Origin of the sequence: Brevibacterium sp. RIT 803 (assembly GCF_016892625.1) — a bacterium.
Taxonomy (GTDB): Bacteria; Actinomycetota; Actinomycetes; order Actinomycetales; family Brevibacteriaceae; genus Brevibacterium.
This window is the reverse complement of record NZ_JAFEMW010000002.1, coordinates 626,055-643,886: the sequence shown is the minus strand read 5'-3', so window position 1 is coordinate 643,886 and position 17,832 is coordinate 626,055. Positions and strand designations below refer to the sequence as shown.

Annotated in this window: 15 protein-coding genes; 7 read left to right on the top strand and 8 right to left on the bottom strand. The window is 62.6% G+C overall.

What is annotated here, in order from left to right:
• Positions 1–88 precede the first annotated feature (88 nt).
• Complete coding sequence (ppk2, locus tag JTF07_RS10180; RefSeq protein WP_204234107.1) at positions 89–991, top strand: polyphosphate kinase 2; 903 nt, start codon at positions 89–91, stop codon at positions 989–991.
• 95 nt (positions 992–1,086) lie between these two features.
• On the opposite strand, the gene JTF07_RS10175 is transcribed toward ppk2, so the two are convergent.
• The 6 genes from JTF07_RS10175 to JTF07_RS10150 form a co-directional block, all read right to left on the bottom strand.
• Complete coding sequence (locus JTF07_RS10175; protein ID WP_204234106.1) at positions 1,087–1,368, bottom strand: hypothetical protein; 282 nt, start codon at positions 1,366–1,368, stop codon at positions 1,087–1,089.
• Between the two features lie 301 nt (positions 1,369–1,669).
• Positions 1,670–2,719, bottom strand: coding sequence for a TIGR01906 family membrane protein (locus JTF07_RS10170; RefSeq protein ID WP_353843930.1), 1,050 nt, complete (start codon positions 2,717–2,719; stop codon positions 1,670–1,672).
• A gap of 216 nt (positions 2,720–2,935) precedes the next feature.
• A complete protein-coding gene (locus tag JTF07_RS10165; RefSeq protein ID WP_204234105.1) occupies positions 2,936–3,862 on the bottom strand; it encodes an AEC family transporter in 927 nt (308 codons plus the stop codon).
• A gap of 63 nt (positions 3,863–3,925) precedes the next feature.
• On the bottom strand, positions 3,926–4,243 hold the full coding sequence (locus tag JTF07_RS10160) for a hypothetical protein (RefSeq protein ID WP_204234104.1): 318 nt from the start codon (positions 4,241–4,243) through the stop codon (positions 3,926–3,928).
• Between the two features lie 59 nt (positions 4,244–4,302).
• Entirely contained in the window at positions 4,303–4,653 is a 351-nt protein-coding gene (locus JTF07_RS10155; RefSeq protein ID WP_204234103.1) for a DUF202 domain-containing protein, read from the bottom strand.
• Positions 4,650–5,063, bottom strand: a complete 414-nt coding sequence (locus JTF07_RS10150) for a YidH family protein (RefSeq protein WP_204234102.1) — start codon at positions 5,061–5,063, stop codon at positions 4,650–4,652. Before JTF07_RS10150 ends, JTF07_RS10155 begins: the two co-directional genes overlap by 4 nt.
• A gap of 132 nt (positions 5,064–5,195) precedes the next feature.
• Between JTF07_RS10150 and JTF07_RS10145 the strand changes: the two genes are divergently transcribed.
• From JTF07_RS10145 to hrpA, 3 genes are all read left to right on the top strand, one after another.
• Complete coding sequence (locus JTF07_RS10145) at positions 5,196–6,536, top strand: Nramp family divalent metal transporter (RefSeq protein WP_204234101.1); 1,341 nt, start codon at positions 5,196–5,198, stop codon at positions 6,534–6,536.
• Between the two features lie 66 nt (positions 6,537–6,602).
• Entirely contained in the window at positions 6,603–7,190 is a 588-nt protein-coding gene (locus tag JTF07_RS10140; RefSeq protein WP_204234100.1) for a DinB family protein, read from the top strand.
• 106 nt (positions 7,191–7,296) lie between these two features.
• Positions 7,297–11,580 (top strand): ATP-dependent RNA helicase HrpA, encoded by a 4,284-nt coding sequence (hrpA, locus tag JTF07_RS10135; RefSeq protein ID WP_252199683.1) that lies wholly within the window; start codon positions 7,297–7,299, stop codon positions 11,578–11,580.
• Positions 11,581–11,729: 149 nt separating this feature from the next.
• Here the strand turns inward: hrpA and JTF07_RS10130 are convergent, their stop codons facing one another.
• Positions 11,730–12,104: a hypothetical protein gene (locus tag JTF07_RS10130; protein ID WP_143921066.1), complete on the bottom strand. Its 375-nt coding sequence runs from the start codon at positions 12,102–12,104 to the stop codon at positions 11,730–11,732.
• A 174-nt stretch (positions 12,105–12,278) separates the two neighbouring features.
• Between JTF07_RS10130 and JTF07_RS10125 the strand changes: the two genes are divergently transcribed.
• Together JTF07_RS10125 and JTF07_RS10120 are read left to right on the top strand one after the other, a co-directional pair.
• A complete protein-coding gene (locus JTF07_RS10125; RefSeq protein ID WP_204234099.1) occupies positions 12,279–13,871 on the top strand; it encodes a peptide chain release factor 3 in 1,593 nt (530 codons plus the stop codon).
• A gap of 186 nt (positions 13,872–14,057) precedes the next feature.
• Positions 14,058–15,143, top strand: coding sequence for an inositol-3-phosphate synthase (locus JTF07_RS10120; protein ID WP_204234098.1), 1,086 nt, complete (start codon positions 14,058–14,060; stop codon positions 15,141–15,143).
• A gap of 86 nt (positions 15,144–15,229) precedes the next feature.
• On the opposite strand, the gene JTF07_RS10115 is transcribed toward JTF07_RS10120, so the two are convergent.
• Positions 15,230–15,766 (bottom strand): hypothetical protein, encoded by a 537-nt coding sequence (locus JTF07_RS10115; RefSeq protein WP_252199682.1) that lies wholly within the window; start codon positions 15,764–15,766, stop codon positions 15,230–15,232.
• A gap of 269 nt (positions 15,767–16,035) precedes the next feature.
• Here JTF07_RS10115 and JTF07_RS10110 point away from each other — a divergent pair, with 269 nt between their 5' ends.
• Entirely contained in the window at positions 16,036–17,619 is a 1,584-nt protein-coding gene (locus tag JTF07_RS10110) for an AbgT family transporter (protein ID WP_204234097.1), read from the top strand.
• Positions 17,620–17,832 lie beyond the last annotated feature (213 nt).

Here is a 17,832-nt window from a genome sequence, read left to right as displayed (position 1 = left end):
GTACTGTGCCTGAAGATTGGTGACGACCGCGAGATGACGAGGCCAAGCCGCTGACGAAGACAATAGCTGTCGATGTGAAGGAGCGCCTGTGAACAACCTGCTCAATGAGAATCTGCGCGAATACATCGACAAGCTTCGAATCGAGGGCTATCAGGTCGAGGATTCACACACAGCGGATCCGCATCTCATCGATCCGATGGGGCGTGCGGTCGAGACCTGGCGTGAGGGCTACCCGTACCCGGAGCTCATGGACCGAGAGGAATACGAGCTTGAGAAGTATCAGCTGCAGGTGGAGCTGCTGAAATTCCAGTACTGGGGGCAAGACACCGACCGCAAGCACGTCATCGTCTTCGAAGGCCGTGACGCTGCCGGCAAGGGTGGGACGATCAAGCGCTTCACCGAGCATCTCAATCCGCGCGCGGCACGCGTTGTGGCCTTGAATAAGCCCTCAGACAGGGAAACGGGGCAGTGGTATTTCCAGCGCTATATCAGTCACCTGCCCACCAATGGTGAGATCGTCATGTTCGACCGGTCCTGGTACAACCGAGCCAACGTCGAGCGGGTCATGGACTTCTGCACGGACTACGAGTACGAAACGTTCATGGAACAGGCCCCGGTGTTCGAGAAGATGCTCATCGACTCCGGCATTCACGTCACCAAGTTCTGGTTCTCCGTGACCCAGCGGGAGCAGCGGACCCGTTTCGCGATTCGCCAGATCGACCCGGTGAGACAGTGGAAGCTGTCTCCCATGGACCTCGAGTCCTTGGATCGCTGGGACGACTACACCGTGGCGAAGGAGGAGATGTTCCGTCGCACAGACACCGATCATGCTCCCTGGATCACCATCAAGAGCAATGATAAGAAGCGGGCACGACTCAACGCGCTGCGCTACTTCCTCAATCAGTTCGACTACGAGGACAAGGACACCTCGATCGTCTACGAACCCGACCCGATCATCGTCCGCCGCGGACGCGACGCCGTCGACGACTGAGAACCGTCGACGACTGAGAACCGCCGACGGCTGTGCCACCGCCGACGACTGTGCCACCGCCGACGGTGTGCAGCCGCCGAGAGTGTGCCTCACGATCAGTCTGGCGGCTCAGAAGCGGGGAACTCGTCGGTTTTGGTGTCGCCGCTCGTGACGTCTGTTCTCCTGGCCTTGGATTCATCTGTAGCGGAGTGCGAACCGTCGGGGTTCTGCTTGAGATTGACGCCCTGTTCGGAAGCAACCTCCTCCAGGCGCTCCTCCGACTCATCTTCGGTGTATCCGACGTGGGCACTGTCGGCGATGTCGGATGTTCCGGCGACTGGTTCGACGGTGTCGTCGAGTGTCTCGGCCGCCTTGCGAAGTTTGTTCTCTTTGCTCATTGATCTGCTCCTCTCAACGATCGAAGCAATCGCTGTCGCACCAGTGAGGTGCGCCGATGTGGAACCGACTGAATCGAGTTCCGTCTTCGACGCTAGTGCCCATCATCGGTGACGGCAAGGAATCGACTTCTTCCTGACCGGATTGGCAGGGGACGCTGACGGCATTGCCAAAGTGGGCCGCCCGGTACGGAGCTGCGGGGATGAATGTGCTGCGGCCGGGTGGAAGGGGAAAGACCACCCGGCCGTAATCGTGGAGCGGACAGAGTCCGCAGGTTTCACTTGGGCACGATGCCCATCGTGGTCAGGCCTCTCGCCGGGCCTTCTTCAGCGCACGGCGTTTCTTGTGGCCGGCAAAGCTGAGCCAGAAGAGGACGATGGCCATGAGGACGAAGAGTCCGCCTCCGGCAATTCCCGCGTCGACCCAGAACTGGGGCGGGAAGAGTCGGATGAGGGAATCGTCGCTGTAGAACTCCCAGGTCCCGTCGGAGAAGAAGACTTTGTGGAATCCGCGGAAGAATGTATCCCACCCGAGGAATGCCAGCACTGCCGCGGCGGCCATGGCGATGATGCTGATGATGGCGCCCAAACGCAGCCCGACGTGGATTCCCATGCCGTGCCTGCGCGACATGTAGAGGCCGAAGAGGACCGCGCCGATGAGGCCGATCATCGCAATCAGGTACAGCAGTGAGATGAGGTCCTTGACGTCAGCCATGTGATTGAGCTCTTCGGAGATGAAGATGGGCTCGCCATTGGGCATGATCACATCGGCGAGGTAACGCCGAGAGTCGAGGTTCGCCAAGTAGTCGATGACATAGGTGGCGTAGTGTTCGCGGTCGGCGCTGCCGAAGCCGAATTGGTCGGCCGGGAATCCGGGGCGGAAGTATTCGAACTTGATGAACAGTCCGGAGGCGACGAAGCGCACGGCCAGGGCCAGGAGGATGAACGGTATGGCCAGTGTGATCCAGATGGTGCCGATGACATCGAGGACGCTGCGACGGCGTTCGGGCACCTCAGGGTCATGAGTCTCGGTGGACGTCGCGGCTTGAGTCACGGCGGCCCAGTCCGCCTCGCTCATCACAGCAGTGCGAGCGTTGGCAGGAACTTCGCGGGTCCGGGCCGTCTCGGGGGGCTGCGACGAATGAGCAGGCGCCACGCGGACGGGCCCGGTTGAGGGCTTGGGTTCGTCCTTGGCGATCGGCTCCCGGATCGGATCGAACGCCTCTGTGTCGGTCGAAGGATCGTTCGCGGCCTCCAGCGGAGGCTCCGTCTGCTTTTCGGCAGCACTACTGGATCCTGAACTCATCCGCCTGCTCAGGAGGTCTTCGGTTTCGTTCTTCTTGTCTCCAGCCACGTTCCCATTGTCAGTGACACGGGTGGGCAAGCGGGCTCCGACACGCCACAGACCCCCAGATCACCGAGGCGAACGGGATCGCCGAGGTGGCCCGCCGTCCCGATATCTGCCCCGCAGGCTCCCTGTTGGGCAGTCCAGCAGGGCCCGTCGGTCCACTCAGAAGGGTCTGGCGGTCAACCCAGAAGGTGTGGCGGTCGACTCCGTGGGGCTGGGCCGTCAGCCCAGTAGGGCAGCGATGATCACGAGTGTCGGCACTGCCAGGACGGTGGTGATGAAGACGGCATCACGCATGAGCGCCTCGGATTGTCGGTACTGCATGGAGTAGATGTAGACGTTCTGCGCCGTCGGCAGTGCCGAAGTGACGACGATGGCGAACAGCGCGATGCCGGAGTATCCCAGCAGGGGACCGCCGATGACCCAAGCCAGGGCAGGCTGGATGACCTGCTTGGCGATCGTGATGTACGTCAGCTGCTTTCTGGTTCCGGGAGCAGGCAGTCCCCAACCGTCCTTGAGTGAGATGCCGAAGGCCAGCAGGGCTCCGGGGACCGCAGTGGCGCCGATCATGTCGATGGGTTCGAAGATGAAGCGCGGAAGTTCGAAGCCCGTCGCCGAGGCGGCCACACCGGCGGCTGCACCAAGGACAATGGGGTTCCGGAGGATCTGGAGCACGCCGGAGTACCAACGCTGATCGTGCTTCTTCTTCCCCGCCGCGTCGAGAACGGCCATGCCGACGGGTGCGAGGATGAGCAGCTGGAACAGCAGCACAGGCGCGACATATCCGATGTCGTGGAGGACGTAGGCCGCAATCGGGATGCCGAGATTGCCGATGTTGACGTAGCTGACGGCCCAGGCGGAGAACATCGCCTCGCCGGTGCTGCGTTTGCGGATGTATCGAGTGAGCACGAACAGCAGCACGCCCACGATCACGGCAGACCCGCCCGTGGCCAGGAGCGCTGTGTTGAAGATCAGCCCCAGATCGGTGTCGGCAACGGTGACGTAGAGCAGGGTGGGAGTGCCGGCATAGAAGACCAGCTTCGCGATGACCTGTTGACCGTTGGGCCCGAGGACTTCGGATCGTCCCAGCACGAATCCGACCAGGATGACACCTGCGATGACGGCGAAGCCTTCGAAAACAGCCAGCATGGGCTACCGGTGGTCCTCGCTTTCCGGATCAGTCGGCTTAGGCCGAGGCAGACGGTGGTGGGGTCAGGCTGTGGTGGCAGAGTCGACGGCTACATAGGCAGCTGTCGCAGTCACGGCGGCGACGCTGAACACAGCGGGCCAGGCACCGATCTTCTTCGCCAGCGGATGAGAGGCTCCGAACCCGCCGAGGTAGCCCAAGGTCAGTGCCGTGCCGACGGGCCAGCCCGCCTTGGAGAACCAGGTGCGGGCCGCGTAGGCACCGGCGGCTGCGAGCACCACTCCGCCGAGCGGACGGATCCCGGTCTCGCGGGCGGTGAGGAATCCGCCGACGAGGCCTGCGGCGACAAGTGGGGCGGTCGAAACTTCACGTGCGTCCTTCATGACATCCAGTTTAGGCAACGCCGGATGGGAACCGGACGGCGGTCTCACAACGAGGAATGTCAGTCGAGAGAGATCTTGATGACCGAGGCGATTCCGAGAACGGAGATGAGGCAGACCGAGCTCGTGAGGAAGAGGATCGCCCAGGGGGTCGGACGCCCCCGTTCGGCGCGAATGGACCCAGCTCCGAGGCGGTAGCGCCTGACCTGCAGGGCGATCGCGGCGATCGCCAAGGCGATGCAGACGACGAAGATCACGACGGACAGCCCTTCGAACACGTTGATCCAGCGGATGAACAGGAGGCTGACAACCGTCATCGTCAGGCTGGTGCGCAGCCAGGACTGGGTCGTCCGCTCGGGTTGCAGCCCCGGATCGGCATGTGGCTGGGGCCGCCTGGGGCGCGGCGTGGTCATAGGACTCCGGCGAAGACCAGAACGAGGAGGCCGGCACCCAACGCGGTGGCCAGGCTGACGATGGGAATGATGAGAGGCAGCGGCAGCGATGTCTTGTGGCGCATGGCCGACTCGATGCGATGCCATCTGAAAGCCGCACCGGCGGCGAGGATGAATCCGATGACCATGAGCACGATCGATAGGGTCGCACGCAGGCCAGAGGTGAAGATCTCCGAGGTGAAGGCTTCGACCGCAATGCCACCGCCGATGAATGCCAGCGCCGTGCGGATCCACGACAGGAAAGTGCGTTCGTTGGCGAGGGTGAAACGCGGATCAGGATCGTCGCCGTCGGGAAATATCTGTCGGGCGATCCTGCTGCGTGAGTCGTCGTGGGTCACGTATCGAGGATAACTGCTGTGGTCGAATACCATGTCAAGGTACGACGATTTCCGCTGAAGTTCGCCTCCAGACGCGAAGTCGCCGGTAGTGCGATGTGGGCGCGACGGTGAGTTCGATGTCAGTGGTGCGGGCGGTGCAGCCGATGATGAAGGTGAAGACGCTACATGACTGACAGTGAAAACAGGCCGCAGCCATCAGGTCCCGGAGATCCGGCAGACCCCGGTGCGGCAGACCCCGGTGCAGGCACGGGTGTGGCCGAGGCCGAGGGGCCAGCCAAATGGAAGGTGATCGGTCCCGGCCTGGTCGTGGCCGCGACCGGTGTCGGCGCCGCCGACATGGTGGCAACCCTCGTGGCCGGCAGCCAGTTCGGCTATGGCCTGCTGTGGGCGGTGATCGTCGGTGTGATCCTCAAGATCGTCCTCGTTGAGGGCGCAGGTCGATTCACTCTGGCCACGGGAAAGACGATCTTCGAAGGTTGGACGTCTCTGGGACGGTGGACAACCTGGTACTTCGGGCCGTACATCATCATCTGGGGATTCGTCTACGGTGCCACCGCGATGAGTTCTGCCGCTCTGCCTCTGGCCGCACTGTTTCCGGGAGTCAACCTCACAGTGTGGGCGATCCTCATGGGCCTGGCCGGTTTCGCCATGGTCTGGTTCGGGCGGTACTCCGTCTTCGAGAAGATCACTGCGGCCCTCGTCGGAATCATGTTCGTCACCGTTGTGGGCCTGGCCATCATCGCCGTTCCCAACATTCCGGACATGCTCACCGGACTCATCCCGCTGATTCCGGAAGGCGGCGTCATCTACACCTTGGCTCTGGCCGGCGGTGTCGGCGGCACAATCACCCTCGCTGCCTACGGATACTGGCTGCGCGAGAAGGGCTGGCACACACCCAAATGGATGCGTGTGATGCGCATCGACAACTCCATGGCCTACGTGCTGACAGGAATCTTCGTCATCGCTATGCTCATCGTCGGAGCCGAGGTCGTGCGCGCAGCCGGAGTCTCCATCTCTGCCGATGACAAGGGTCTGATCGAACTCGCAGATGTCCTCAAAGCCAAATACGGCGATGTGGTCGGAATCGGTTTCCTCGTCGGCTTCTGGGCCGCGTCCTTCTCCTCGATCATCGGAGTGTGGAACGGTGTGTCGCTCATGTTCGCCGATTTCTGGGGACACATGCGCAAGAAGCCCGCCGGTCACCCTGACACGCTGACCGGCGGAAAGTACTTCAAGTTCTATGTGTTGTGGCTGACCTTCCCGCCCATGCTGCTCTTCTTCCTGGGCAAGCCGATCGGTCTGATCCTGGCCTACGGTGTGCTCGGATCGCTGTTTATGCCGTTCCTGGCGATCACGCTGCTCGGTCTTCTCAATGGTCAGAGGATCCCGAAGAAGTGGGCCAACAAGCTGCACACCAATATCGCTCTGGCGATCACAGCGCTGCTCTTCATCATCCTCGGCGTTCAGCAGCTCTACTCGAGCCTGTCTCCGCTCTGGGGCGGATGAGATGTGGTCGGCCGCACCGGCGGGAAGACTCTGGTCTTCTACCCGCCGGTGCGGCAGACTTGATACATGGCCCGCGACGATGCGATGAAGACGATCTTGAAGAACCACCTGCAGGCATGCCGCAACGATCTGATGTGGAAGCTCGATGGACTCAGCGAACGTGACCTGCGGTTGCCGCGCACGGGCACAGGACTCAACCTCACCGGTGTCGTCAAACACATGGCCAATGTGGAGATCGGGTACTTCGGCGACACCTTCGGCAGGCCTTGGCCGAACCCAGCCGAGACCGTCTCCTATGAGCAGTTCGAAGCCGATCCGCAGGCCGACTGGTACGCGACGGAGAGCGAATCGGCGGAATCAGTCATCGACTTCTACAGACGTGTGTGGACCTTCGCCGACGAAACCATCGACACGCATTCTCTCGATGCGCAGGGCACGGTTCCACATTGGCCGGCGGAGAAGGCTGCAGTGTCTCTGCAGCAGATCATGGTTCACGTCATCGTGGACCTTGCACGGCATGTAGGACAGGTCGACATCGTTCGCGAAGGCATCGACGAGCAGGTCGGTCTCAACCCGCGCAGTCCGAACATGCCGGAGGGCCATGACTGGGAGGCCTACCTCGCCAAGCTGCGGTCGTTGGCCAATAACGCCTGAGCACCTTCGAACACCGCTGCCGGGCGAGTCCACGCACGTGGGACTGGAAGCGTACACGCACGGGAAGTGCCTACCTCGGCAGGGCAGGCGATAAGCTGGGACTGAAATGGCACATGAGAACTCAGCATCCTCGACCCCGCGCACTGAAACGTCGACCTCGAGCAAGGACGCGCAATCACCGCGGCAGGACTCGCAGCCCTCACCCAAGGACTCGCAGTCGCCGAAGCGGCAACCTCGGCGGAAGAATCAGCGGCGCAAGAGCACCGGTGCCGGTCACCGGGAGCGCCGGGCACGGCTGACTGCCGCCCGCCGGTCACAGTCGGTCGATGTCACTTACCCGGCCAACCTGCCTGTCTCCGCGGCGAAGGACAAGATCGCCGCGGCCATCCGCGACAACCAGGTCGTCATCGTCGCGGGTGAGACGGGATCGGGCAAGACCACCCAGCTGCCCAAGATCTGCCTCGAATTGGGGCTGGGAGTCAACGGACTGATCGGGCACACGCAGCCTCGGCGAATCGCTGCCAGAACCGTGGCCGATCGCATCGCCGACGAGCTCGGTGAGGACCTCGGCGGGACTATCGGGTACCAGGTTCGCTTCACCGCGCAGGTCGCGGATTCGACCCGAGTCAAGGTCATGACCGACGGCATCCTGCTCTCCGAGCTCTCTCGGGACAAACTGCTGCGCGACTACGAAGTCATCATCATCGACGAGGCTCACGAACGCAGCCTCAACATCGATTTCCTCCTCGGCTACCTCAAAGAAGTGATGGGGAAACGGCCCGAGCTCAAGGTCATCATCACCTCGGCGACGATTGATCCGCAGTCCTTCGCCGCGCACTTCGACGACGCACCGATCATCGAGGTCGCTGGCCGAACCTATCCGGTCGAGGTGCGCTACCGTCCGCTCGTCGACGACGAGGAAGACGACGAGGTCGATGGACCAGGGGAGTCAGGAAGCTACGAAACTGGGCCGGAGGAACAGACCGAAGGCATCATCGCAGCCTTCGACGAACTCAGCGCCGAAGATCCCGGCGACATCCTCGTCTTCCTCTCCGGCGAGCGCGAGATCCGCGATACCGCTGATGCTCTGGAGGCCCACCTGCGCAAACGGCCACGCCTGAGCAACTGGGAGGTCGTGCCGCTCTTCGCCAGACTCTCCGCAGGTGAACAGCAGAAGGTCTTCAAACCCCACTCCAGGCCACGCCTCGTGCTGGCCACGAACGTCGCCGAAACGTCACTGACCGTGCCCGGCATCAAATACGTCATCGACGTCGGCACCGCCCGCATCTCCCGGTACTCCAACCGCACCCGCGTCCAACGTCTGCCGATCGAACGCATCTCCCAGGCGAGCGCGAACCAGCGCAAGGGCCGCTCGGGCCGTACCAGCGACGGCATCTGCATTCGCCTGTATTCGGAAGCTGACTTCGACTCGCGACCCGAGTTCACCGACCCGGAGATCCTACGCACCAACTTGGCCAGCGTCATCCTGCAGATGACCGACCTCGGGTTCGCGTCGAGTGACAAGGAGATCCTCGAATTCCCGTTCCTCACTCCGCCGGAGGCCAAGGCCGTCCGTGACGGACGCACCATGCTCTCCGAACTGGGTGCCCTGACCAGCGATAAGGCCGGAACGATCACGGTCACCCCCACCGGTCGGCAGCTGTCACTGCTCCCGATCGACCCGAGACTGGCACGCATGGTCATTGCCGGCGCCGAGGCGGGATGTGGGGGAGAAGTCACCATCATCGTGGCTGCGCTGTCCATTCAGGACCCCCGCGAACGTCCCACCGAGGTGCGAGCCGCCGCCGACGAGAAGCACGCCCGCTTCACCCACCCGGGCAGTGACTTCCTCTCATACCTCAACTTGTGGAACTACCTGGACGACCAGCAATCGACGCTGACGAGTTCGAAGTTCCGTCGCCAGTGCAAGGCCGAATTCCTCAACTTCGTGCGCATACGCGAATGGCAGGACCTCGTCGGCCAGCTGCGCTCTCTGCTCGGAACCGCCGGTATCCGCGTCAACAAAACTGTGTGGCGCCCGGTCGACGCGTCTGCTGCCGAGAAATCTCCGTCGTCCGGGTCATCTCCTGATTACCATGGCCTCGCCGCGGCGAGGCCCGGGTCCGCGTCGAACGCTGCCACAGCGGCGACAGGAGCGAAAAGCGCCAACGGCAAGGTCGGATTCGCCGAACTCAGTGCGCAGAAGCGCAGCGCGAAGAAGAACGGTGGACACGACGACGCGAATGGCTCCGGGCAGAGTGCTGCCAGTGCGCGGCTCGACCCGCATGCCGCAGCCATTCACCGTGCCCTGCTGACTGGGCTGCTGTCGATGATCGGTTCCAGGTCAGAGCGCAACAAGGACTATCAGGGGGCCCGAGGCACCCGCTTCGCGATCTTCCCCGGTTCTGGTCTGTTCAAGAAGAAGCCCGACTTCGTCATGGCCGCGGAGCTGGTCGAAACCTCCAGGCTGTGGGCACGCACCGTCTCAGCGATCGAACCCGATTGGGTCGTCGAGGCGGCCGGTGACCTGGTGACCAGACAGTATTCGGACCCGCACTGGTCGAAGAAGGCCGGCGGCTCGATGGTCTACGAGAAGATCTCGCTCTACGGCGTCACCCTCGTCTCCGACCGTCGCGTCGGATACGGCGCCTTCGACCGGGAGGCCGCGCGCGACATGTTCATCCGCAAGGGCCTCATCGAAGGTGACTGGCACGAACGCTTCGGATTCCTCGACCACAATGCGACGGTCATCGATGAGGCAGAGGCGCTGGCCTCACGCACACGCAACCGCAGGGTCCTGGATCAGGACGACGCCCTCTTCGAGTTCTACGATGAGCGGATTCCGGCCACGACCACCTCGGCGGCGGACTTCCGCTCCTGGTGGAAGAAGCAGAAGCGTCGCGACTCGCACCTGCTGGATCTGACCACGTCGATCCTGCTCAGCGACGACAGCGAGGAACTGACCGCCTCGGTGGCCGACGACTTCCCGATGGAATGGGAACTGGTCGACGGTTCGATGGCGAAGCTGCGATACTCCTTCGAACCAGGCAGCACCGAGGACGGGGTGACCGTCGAGCTGCCTGCAGTCTCCGTGCCCCTCGTGGATTCCGACGAATTCTCTTGGCAGGTCCCAGGACTGCGGGAGGAACTCGTCGCAGCCTACATACGGTCGCTGCCGAAGAACAAGCGCCGCTACTTCGTGCCAGCACCGGACGTCGCCCGCGACATCCTGCCGGTCCTCACCCCCTATCGCGGGGCTCTGCCCGAGGTGCTCGCTGCTCAGTTGAGCGAACGCGCAGGCGGGGGAGGTCTGAATGACCTGGTGCCCATCACCGTGACCGCCGAGGACTTCGACCACGACCGCATTCCACCGCACCTGAGGATCCGCTTCCGAGTCATCGACGGGACCACGACAGTCGGTATCGGTGAGGATCTGAGCAAACTGACCGCGACGGCGAAGCCCCAGGTGCGCAAGGCTCGGGCGAAGCAAGCCTCGTTCACTGCCAAGACCGGGCTGACCTCATGGTCGTTCGCCACACTGACTGACCCAGACGAGGCAGACGTCGGTGCCGTACCGGGCCTGGCCGACCGTGGCAGCAGCGTCGACCTCATCGCCTTCGATACAGCTGCCCAGTCCCGCCTGGCCTCGCGTGAGGGACTGATCACCTTGCTGAGCCTGCGTACGAACGAGTCACTGAAATACCTGCGGGACGGACTGACGACCGATGAGAAACTCATCCTCGCCGGCCACCAGAAGTCCTCGGACGAAATGCTCCACGCACTCATCAGGGCCGGTATCCGCACTGTCGTCGAGACTGAATTAGGACCAGCAGAGACCGCCTGGGTGGCAGACGCCGATGAGTTCGGACGGCTCGAAACCACCATGCAGGCCACGCTGACCGACATATGCTCGAGCCTGCTGCCTCACCTGATGAAGTCGCTGCGGTCCACGACCGAACTCGACCGGCGTGTGTCGAGGGCTTCGTCCCTGGCGATCCTGTCCAACCTCGCCGATGTGCAGGCTTGGCGCGGTTCGCGAGTCACGGGTGAGTCGATTGCCGCGATGTCCGGGCAGATGGTTCGCGACCTGCCGAGGTGGGTGCAGGCAGAGGTGGTTCGCATCGACGGAATGCAGAACTCGCCGATGCGTGACAAACAGCTCATGGACCGCGTCAGCGGAAGCGCCGACTCCGTGATGAAGAAGGTCGCTAACAGATTCCCCGAACTGTCCAAGGCAGACTGGTCGACGATCGTGGTCTCTGTGCCCAGTCAGTGGCGGGACGTGATCATCATGCTCGAGGAGCTGCGCGTCAGCCTCTACGCGAACTCGCTGGGAACGGCCCACCCGGTGTCGGAGAAGAGGATCGCAAAGGCCCTCGCGCAACTGTGACGGGCACGCGACCTGCACGCACCCTGCGACGTCAGTCGCTGAACGTACCGCGGCAACGAGATGTTTCGGTGCTGCGGGTGAGGGGGCGCTGTGTAGTGAAGGTGCCGAGTTCCGAATACTGATGGGCACCGGACGACGCGGCTGCGAAGCTAGGCGGGGGCGGAGGTGAAGTAGCCGGCGAACAGCCACCAGATGGGGAGGATGGCCGCAGCCAGGAAGGCCGCGACAGACCACCAGATACGCCACTTCCAGGTGCGCCTTCGGGTGCCGATGAACAGGAACACGAGGTAGAAGACGAGGCAGAATGCACCGGAGAGGCTGAGCATCACCATGCTGAAGGCTTCCAAACCGGAGGTTCCGAGGTCGAAGAGGTAACTGGTGACTTGGCCGATCTCGAGGGAGAACTTGATCGCCAACACGAGGAAGGGGATGCCGAGGATCGCTGCGAGAATCAGCGGTAGGGCCTTGAGCAGGCGTTCCTTCGGTTCAGAGCGTCCGGCGTATTCAACAAATTCCTCATTCATCGCCACCCAGCTTAATCGCAGAATCCGACAGGACGCTGGACGCCCCTGCTGTACCGCTCACGCGGACTGAACTCAGCCGCAGACGCTCGCCCAACTCAGCAGCAGAAGCGCACCGACCACAACTGTGACTGACCGGACACCCGGTCAGAGACAGAAGAGAGATAAGATATTTTGGTGACTTCTGGCCAGTACTCTGACAAGGACATTCGAACCCAGGCGGCTCGCCGCCGGACGTTCGCTGTCATTTCGCACCCCGACGCGGGTAAATCGACGACCACCGAGGCGCTCGCCCTGCACGCGCGAGCCATCGGCAAGGCAGGCGCCACCCACGGCAAGGCCGGTCGCCGCGCGACTGTCTCCGACTGGATGAAGATGGAGCAGGACCGCGGCATCTCGATCTCCTCGGCCGCGCTGCAGTTCGAGTACCGGGATGCGGTCTTCAACCTCGTTGACACCCCGGGCCACGCGGACTTCTCTGAGGACACCTACCGTGTGCTCTCAGCCGTCGACTGCGCCGTGATGCTCATCGATGCGGCCAAGGGCCTCGAGGCGCAGACCATGAAGCTCTTCGAAGTCTGTGCCCACCGCAACATTCCGATCATCACCGTGGTCAACAAATGGGACCGTGCCGGTCTCGACGCTCTTGAGCTCATGGATGAGGTCCAGGAGCGCACCGGCCTCCTGCCCACCCCGCTGACCTGGCCTGTCGGGCAATCCGGTGACTTCAGGGGAGTCCTCGACCGTCTCACCGGTGAATACACGAAGTACGACCGCACCAATGCCGGTGCCGCCATCGCCGGGGAAGAGACCTACGCCGCGGACAAAGCCATCGAGCTCGAAGGTGATGCCTGGCAGACCGCGGTCGACGAATCCGATCTCCTCGACATGGAAGATCAGAACCACGATCAACAGACCTTCCTGGCCGGTAAATCGACCCCGGTGATGTTCGCCTCGGCGGTGCTCAACTTCGGCATCCACAAACTCCTCGACATGCTCGTCGACCTGGCACCTGCTGCAGAGGCCCGGCTGGACAAGGACGATGAACCCCGTGACGTGGCCGACCCGTTCTCCGGATTCGTCTTCAAGGTCCAAGCTGGAATGGACTCCAACCACCGTGACCGGCTGGCCTATATCCGTGTCTGCTCCGGCGTCTTCGAACGCGGTTCCGTGCTCACCCACGCCGCGACCGGCAAACCCTTCGCCACGAAGTACGCGCAGCAGGTCTTCGGCCGGGACCGGGATGTCGTCGACGAAGCATTCCCAGGTGACGTCGTCGGTCTGGTCAACGCCAGTGCTCTGCGAGTCGGCGATTCGCTCTACTTGGACAAGAAGGTCGAATTCCCAGGGATTCCGACGTTCTCTCCCGAACACTTCATGGTGATCCGGGCCAAGGACTCCTCGAAGTACAAGCAGTTCCGCCGCGGCATCGAACAGCTCGACCACGAAGGCGTCATCCAGGTGCTGCGCTCTGACCTGCGCGGCGATCAGGCCCCAGTTCTCGGAGCCGTCGGGCCGATGCAGTTCGAGGTCGCCGAGGACCGGATGAACAACGAATTCCACGCACCCTGTGCGCTGGAGCGCCTCAACTTCTCGTTGGCCAGGCGCACCACACCGGAATGCGTCCCGACTCTGGCAAGGGAACGATCAGTTGAAGTTCTGCACCGGTCCGACGGGGAGCTGCTGGCTCTGTTCTCGGATCGGTGGCGGCTCCAGGGTGTGCAGAAGAATCACCCGGACCTGGTTTTGGAACCGCTCGTCGTCAGCTGAGCGCACATACCGCGATCGGCGGAGGCCAACCGCCAAGCCGATCACACGTCTCGCCGTTTCGACGAAGACGTCTCGCCGTTTTGACGAGGACATTAAGATGAATAGTCGGGGTCATTCCAAGGTGGCCCCAGTCGGGGAGACTCGACGCTCGGGGAGACCCGGAATGACAAAGGAGATATCACAGACGTGGGAACGAAATCGATTCGAGTCGCGATTGCCGGATTGGGCAACTGCGCCTCTTCCCTGATCCAAGGTGTTGAGTATTACCGGGATACAGCCCCGGGCAGTAAAGTACCGGGCCTCATGCACGTTGAATTCGGGGACTATCACGTCGGTGACATCGAATTCGTCGCCGCATTCGATGTCGACGGCAAGAAGGTCGGCGCGGATATTGCTGAGGCGATCACGGCCAGCGAGAACAACACGATCAAGATCGCAGACGTGCCATCGACCGGCGTCGAGGTTCAGCGCGGGCCGACCCTGGACGGACTCGGCGAGTACTACCGCGAGACCATCGACGAATCCGACGCCGAACCGGTTGACGTCGCGCAGGCGCTGCGCGACGCGAAGGCCGATGTTCTCGTCTGCTACCTGCCCGTGGGTTCGCAGGAGGCCGTCGAGTACTACGCGCAGGCCGCAATCGATGCGAAGGTCGCCTTCGTCAACGCCCTGCCCGTCTTCATCGCCGGCACCAAGGAATGGGACGAGAAGTTCCGTGCCGCCGGAGTGCCGATCGTCGGCGACGACATCAAGAGCCAGATTGGTGCGACCATCACCCACCGTGTGATGGCCAAACTGTTCGAAGACCGCGGCGTCGTCCTCGACCGCACATACCAGCTCAACGTCGGTGGCAACATGGACTTCAAGAACATGCTCGAACGCAAGCGCCTCGAATCGAAGAAGATCTCGAAGACCCAGGCCGTGACCTCGAACACGACGGCCGAGCTCGCTCCCCGCAACGTCCACATCGGTCCCAGCGACTACATCGAGTGGCTCGATGACCGCAAGTGGGCCTTCGTCCGTCTTGAGGGACGCAACTTCGGCGATGCTCCGGTGTCGCTGGAGTACAAGCTCGAGGTCTGGGACTCACCGAACTCGGCCGGAGTGATCATCGACGCCGTCCGTGCAGCGAAGATCGGCCTCGACCGAGGTGTCGGCGGAGCTCTCATCTCTGCATCCTCGTACTTCATGAAGTCGCCCCCGGAGCAGAAGGGCGACGACGCAGCACACGACGCCGTCGAAGCCTTCATCCAAGGAAACCTCGACCGCTGAGCTGAACGCCGCAGCAACCTGAGAATGCCGATCGCACCAACGTGTGGTCGGCATTCTCTCTTTCCGGCGGGGCGTCGGTCTCTGCGTCAACCCTGCTCCACTGCGGCGGATACTGTGCGGTTGCGTCTCAGCAGTCGGTCGAGAACCCAGGTGAGGAGCCCGACCCCGGCCCCGACGGCAGTGCCTGTGATCAGGCTCGAGGCAGCGGCGAATGTTCGAACTATCAGGCTCGATACCAACGGATCGAGATCCGAGAGGTTCCCGCCGAGGCGGGGCGGCGCCCCGTCGAACTGCGCAGTCCAGAAGATCTGATGACCCGCAGCCAGGAAGACGCCGTAGAAGACACCGACCGCGAGCAGCGTGAGGAAAGCGTTCGGAACCGCCGCCCACAGTACGACTCCGATCCAGACGAGGAGCGGCACGAAGACGAAGGCAGCGTTGATGAGGGTGCCGGCTGTGATGATGTCGAGGTCGTGGAGGATGACGCGAGGCGCGGCGAGCAGGGCAAGGGCGATGATCGCCCACAGCGGCAGTCCGAGGCGCCGAGGCGGTCGTGGAGGACGTGGCGAACGCTGGGGTGGAAAAGCGGATGGGTGCCCGTCGAAGGCAGCATGTGAACTCATGGTTCGAGCCTAGGATGCGAGGCCGAGCTGCACAGTCCGCGTCCGGCGACACATGGGTACGTCGACGGGCGACACGCACTCACCACCTCGGCGGATGCCCGCAGGCGATCCAGGATATGAGATCGGCTCGCCGCAATCGGCATTGTCCACGACACTGAGAACTTGCACACAGTGGTCCCTGCCACACTCAGGTCTTGACCGGCCGCCGAGGTGAGCGGCTTCGTCCGGCTCATCTGCACACCCCATTGACGAACCACCGAGGAGCATCGATGTCGCGCAACACCGCTGTCACCGACACGAAACAGAAGAAGCCGGCCGAACTCAGTTGGCTGATGCGCCTGTTGGTCGTCATCGAGAAGGCCGGAAACAAGCTTCCTCACCCCTTCTGGCTGTTCCTGTCACTGGCCGTCGTGGTCATGATCCTCTCGGCAATCTTCTCCGCCTCCGGCTTGCAGGCCGTCAATCCGGCCACCGACAAGACGGTGACGGTGACCAACCTCTTCAGCACGGAATCCCTGCGTGAGATCGTTGCCGGAGCCACGAACAACTTCGTCACGTTCCCACCATTGGGCCTGGTCCTCATCGTGCTCATCGGCGTGGCCGTAGCCGAGCAGTCCGGGCTGATCCCGGCAATGCTGCGCGGAACCATCGCCGGTGCCTCACCGAAGTGGATCACGTTCATCGTGGCACTCGCCGGCACTGCCTCGTCGATCGCCTCCGACGCCTCATACATGATCATGATTCCCCTCGGCGGGCTCGCGTTCAAAGCTGTGGGACGCAACCCGCTGCTCGGCTGCCTTGTCGCCTACGCCGCCACCTCAGGCGGATACTCGGCAGCACCCATGGTCAACTCCTTGGATACGATCCTCGGAGGGCTCTCCACGTCTGCGGCTCAGATCATCGACCCGGAATATGTGGTCAGTCCCGTCGCGAACTTCTACTTCAACTTCGTCTCGATGTTCGTCGTCGCGGGCGCCGTCACCCTGGTCACCGAACTCCTGCTGACCAAGCGCGCCGACCAGATCGAACTCGACGAACCGGATGAGAACGACCCCGACAACTTCGACGTCAAGATGGCACTGGACGCCAACGAGAAGCGCGGAGTGCTCTTCGCTGTACTCAGCATCGTTGCCTGCGCTGCCATCCTGTTCTTCCTCGCGCTGCCCGAAGGCTCCTTCCTGCGCGATGAAGCCGGCGGATTCGGCCCCGAATCGGGCCTGATGGCAGGAATCGCTGCCATCATCGGCTTCGGCTTCTTCATCATCGGCATCGTCTATGGCTACGCCACCGGATCGATCAAGAAGACCTCCGACATTCCCGACATGATGGGAAAGGGACTGCTGCCGTTCGTCCCCGTCATCGTCCTATTCTTCGCCGCCAGCCAGTTCCTTGCGCTGTTCAAGATGTCGAGCCTCGGCGAGATCCTGGCGATCCGTGGAGCCGAGTTCTTCGGTTCACTCGAGACGGGGACATTCGTCATCCTCCTCGGCGGATGGCTGCTTGTGGCACTCGGCGCCCTGTTCCTGACCTCCGGATCGGGACTGTGGACGCTCATGGCACCGGTCCTCGTTCCGATGTTCATGCTCCTGTCCATCGCCCCGGAGACCACGCAGGCCCTCTACCGCATCGGCGACTCGACGACGAACATCATCTCCCCGATGAGCCCGTACTTCGTCGTGGTCCTCGGCTTCATCCAGCGGTATAAGAGGGATGCGGGAATCGGCACCGTGCTGTCGTTCACCATTCCGCTCTCATTCGCGATGTTCGTTCTCTGGGGACTGCTCTTCTTCATCTGGTGGGCCACCGGAATTCCATGGGGTCCCGGAGCCGCCACGAACTACCACATGGGCTGAGGCCTCTGGTTCGGCTCGCGAGGTGGGGCGGATACAACGCCTGCCGTGGATGTGGGAATAACCTGGCCGCCGACGAGCGTTACGATCGTGCAACGCTCGTTGGGTTGGGCACTGGTTCTTCAGTGACTGTCCAGCTCAGTTGACTAGACTGAGACCATGATTCAACTCTCGTGTGGCATTTCGTCTGCGCGAGCAACCTGCTCAGATCGAAAG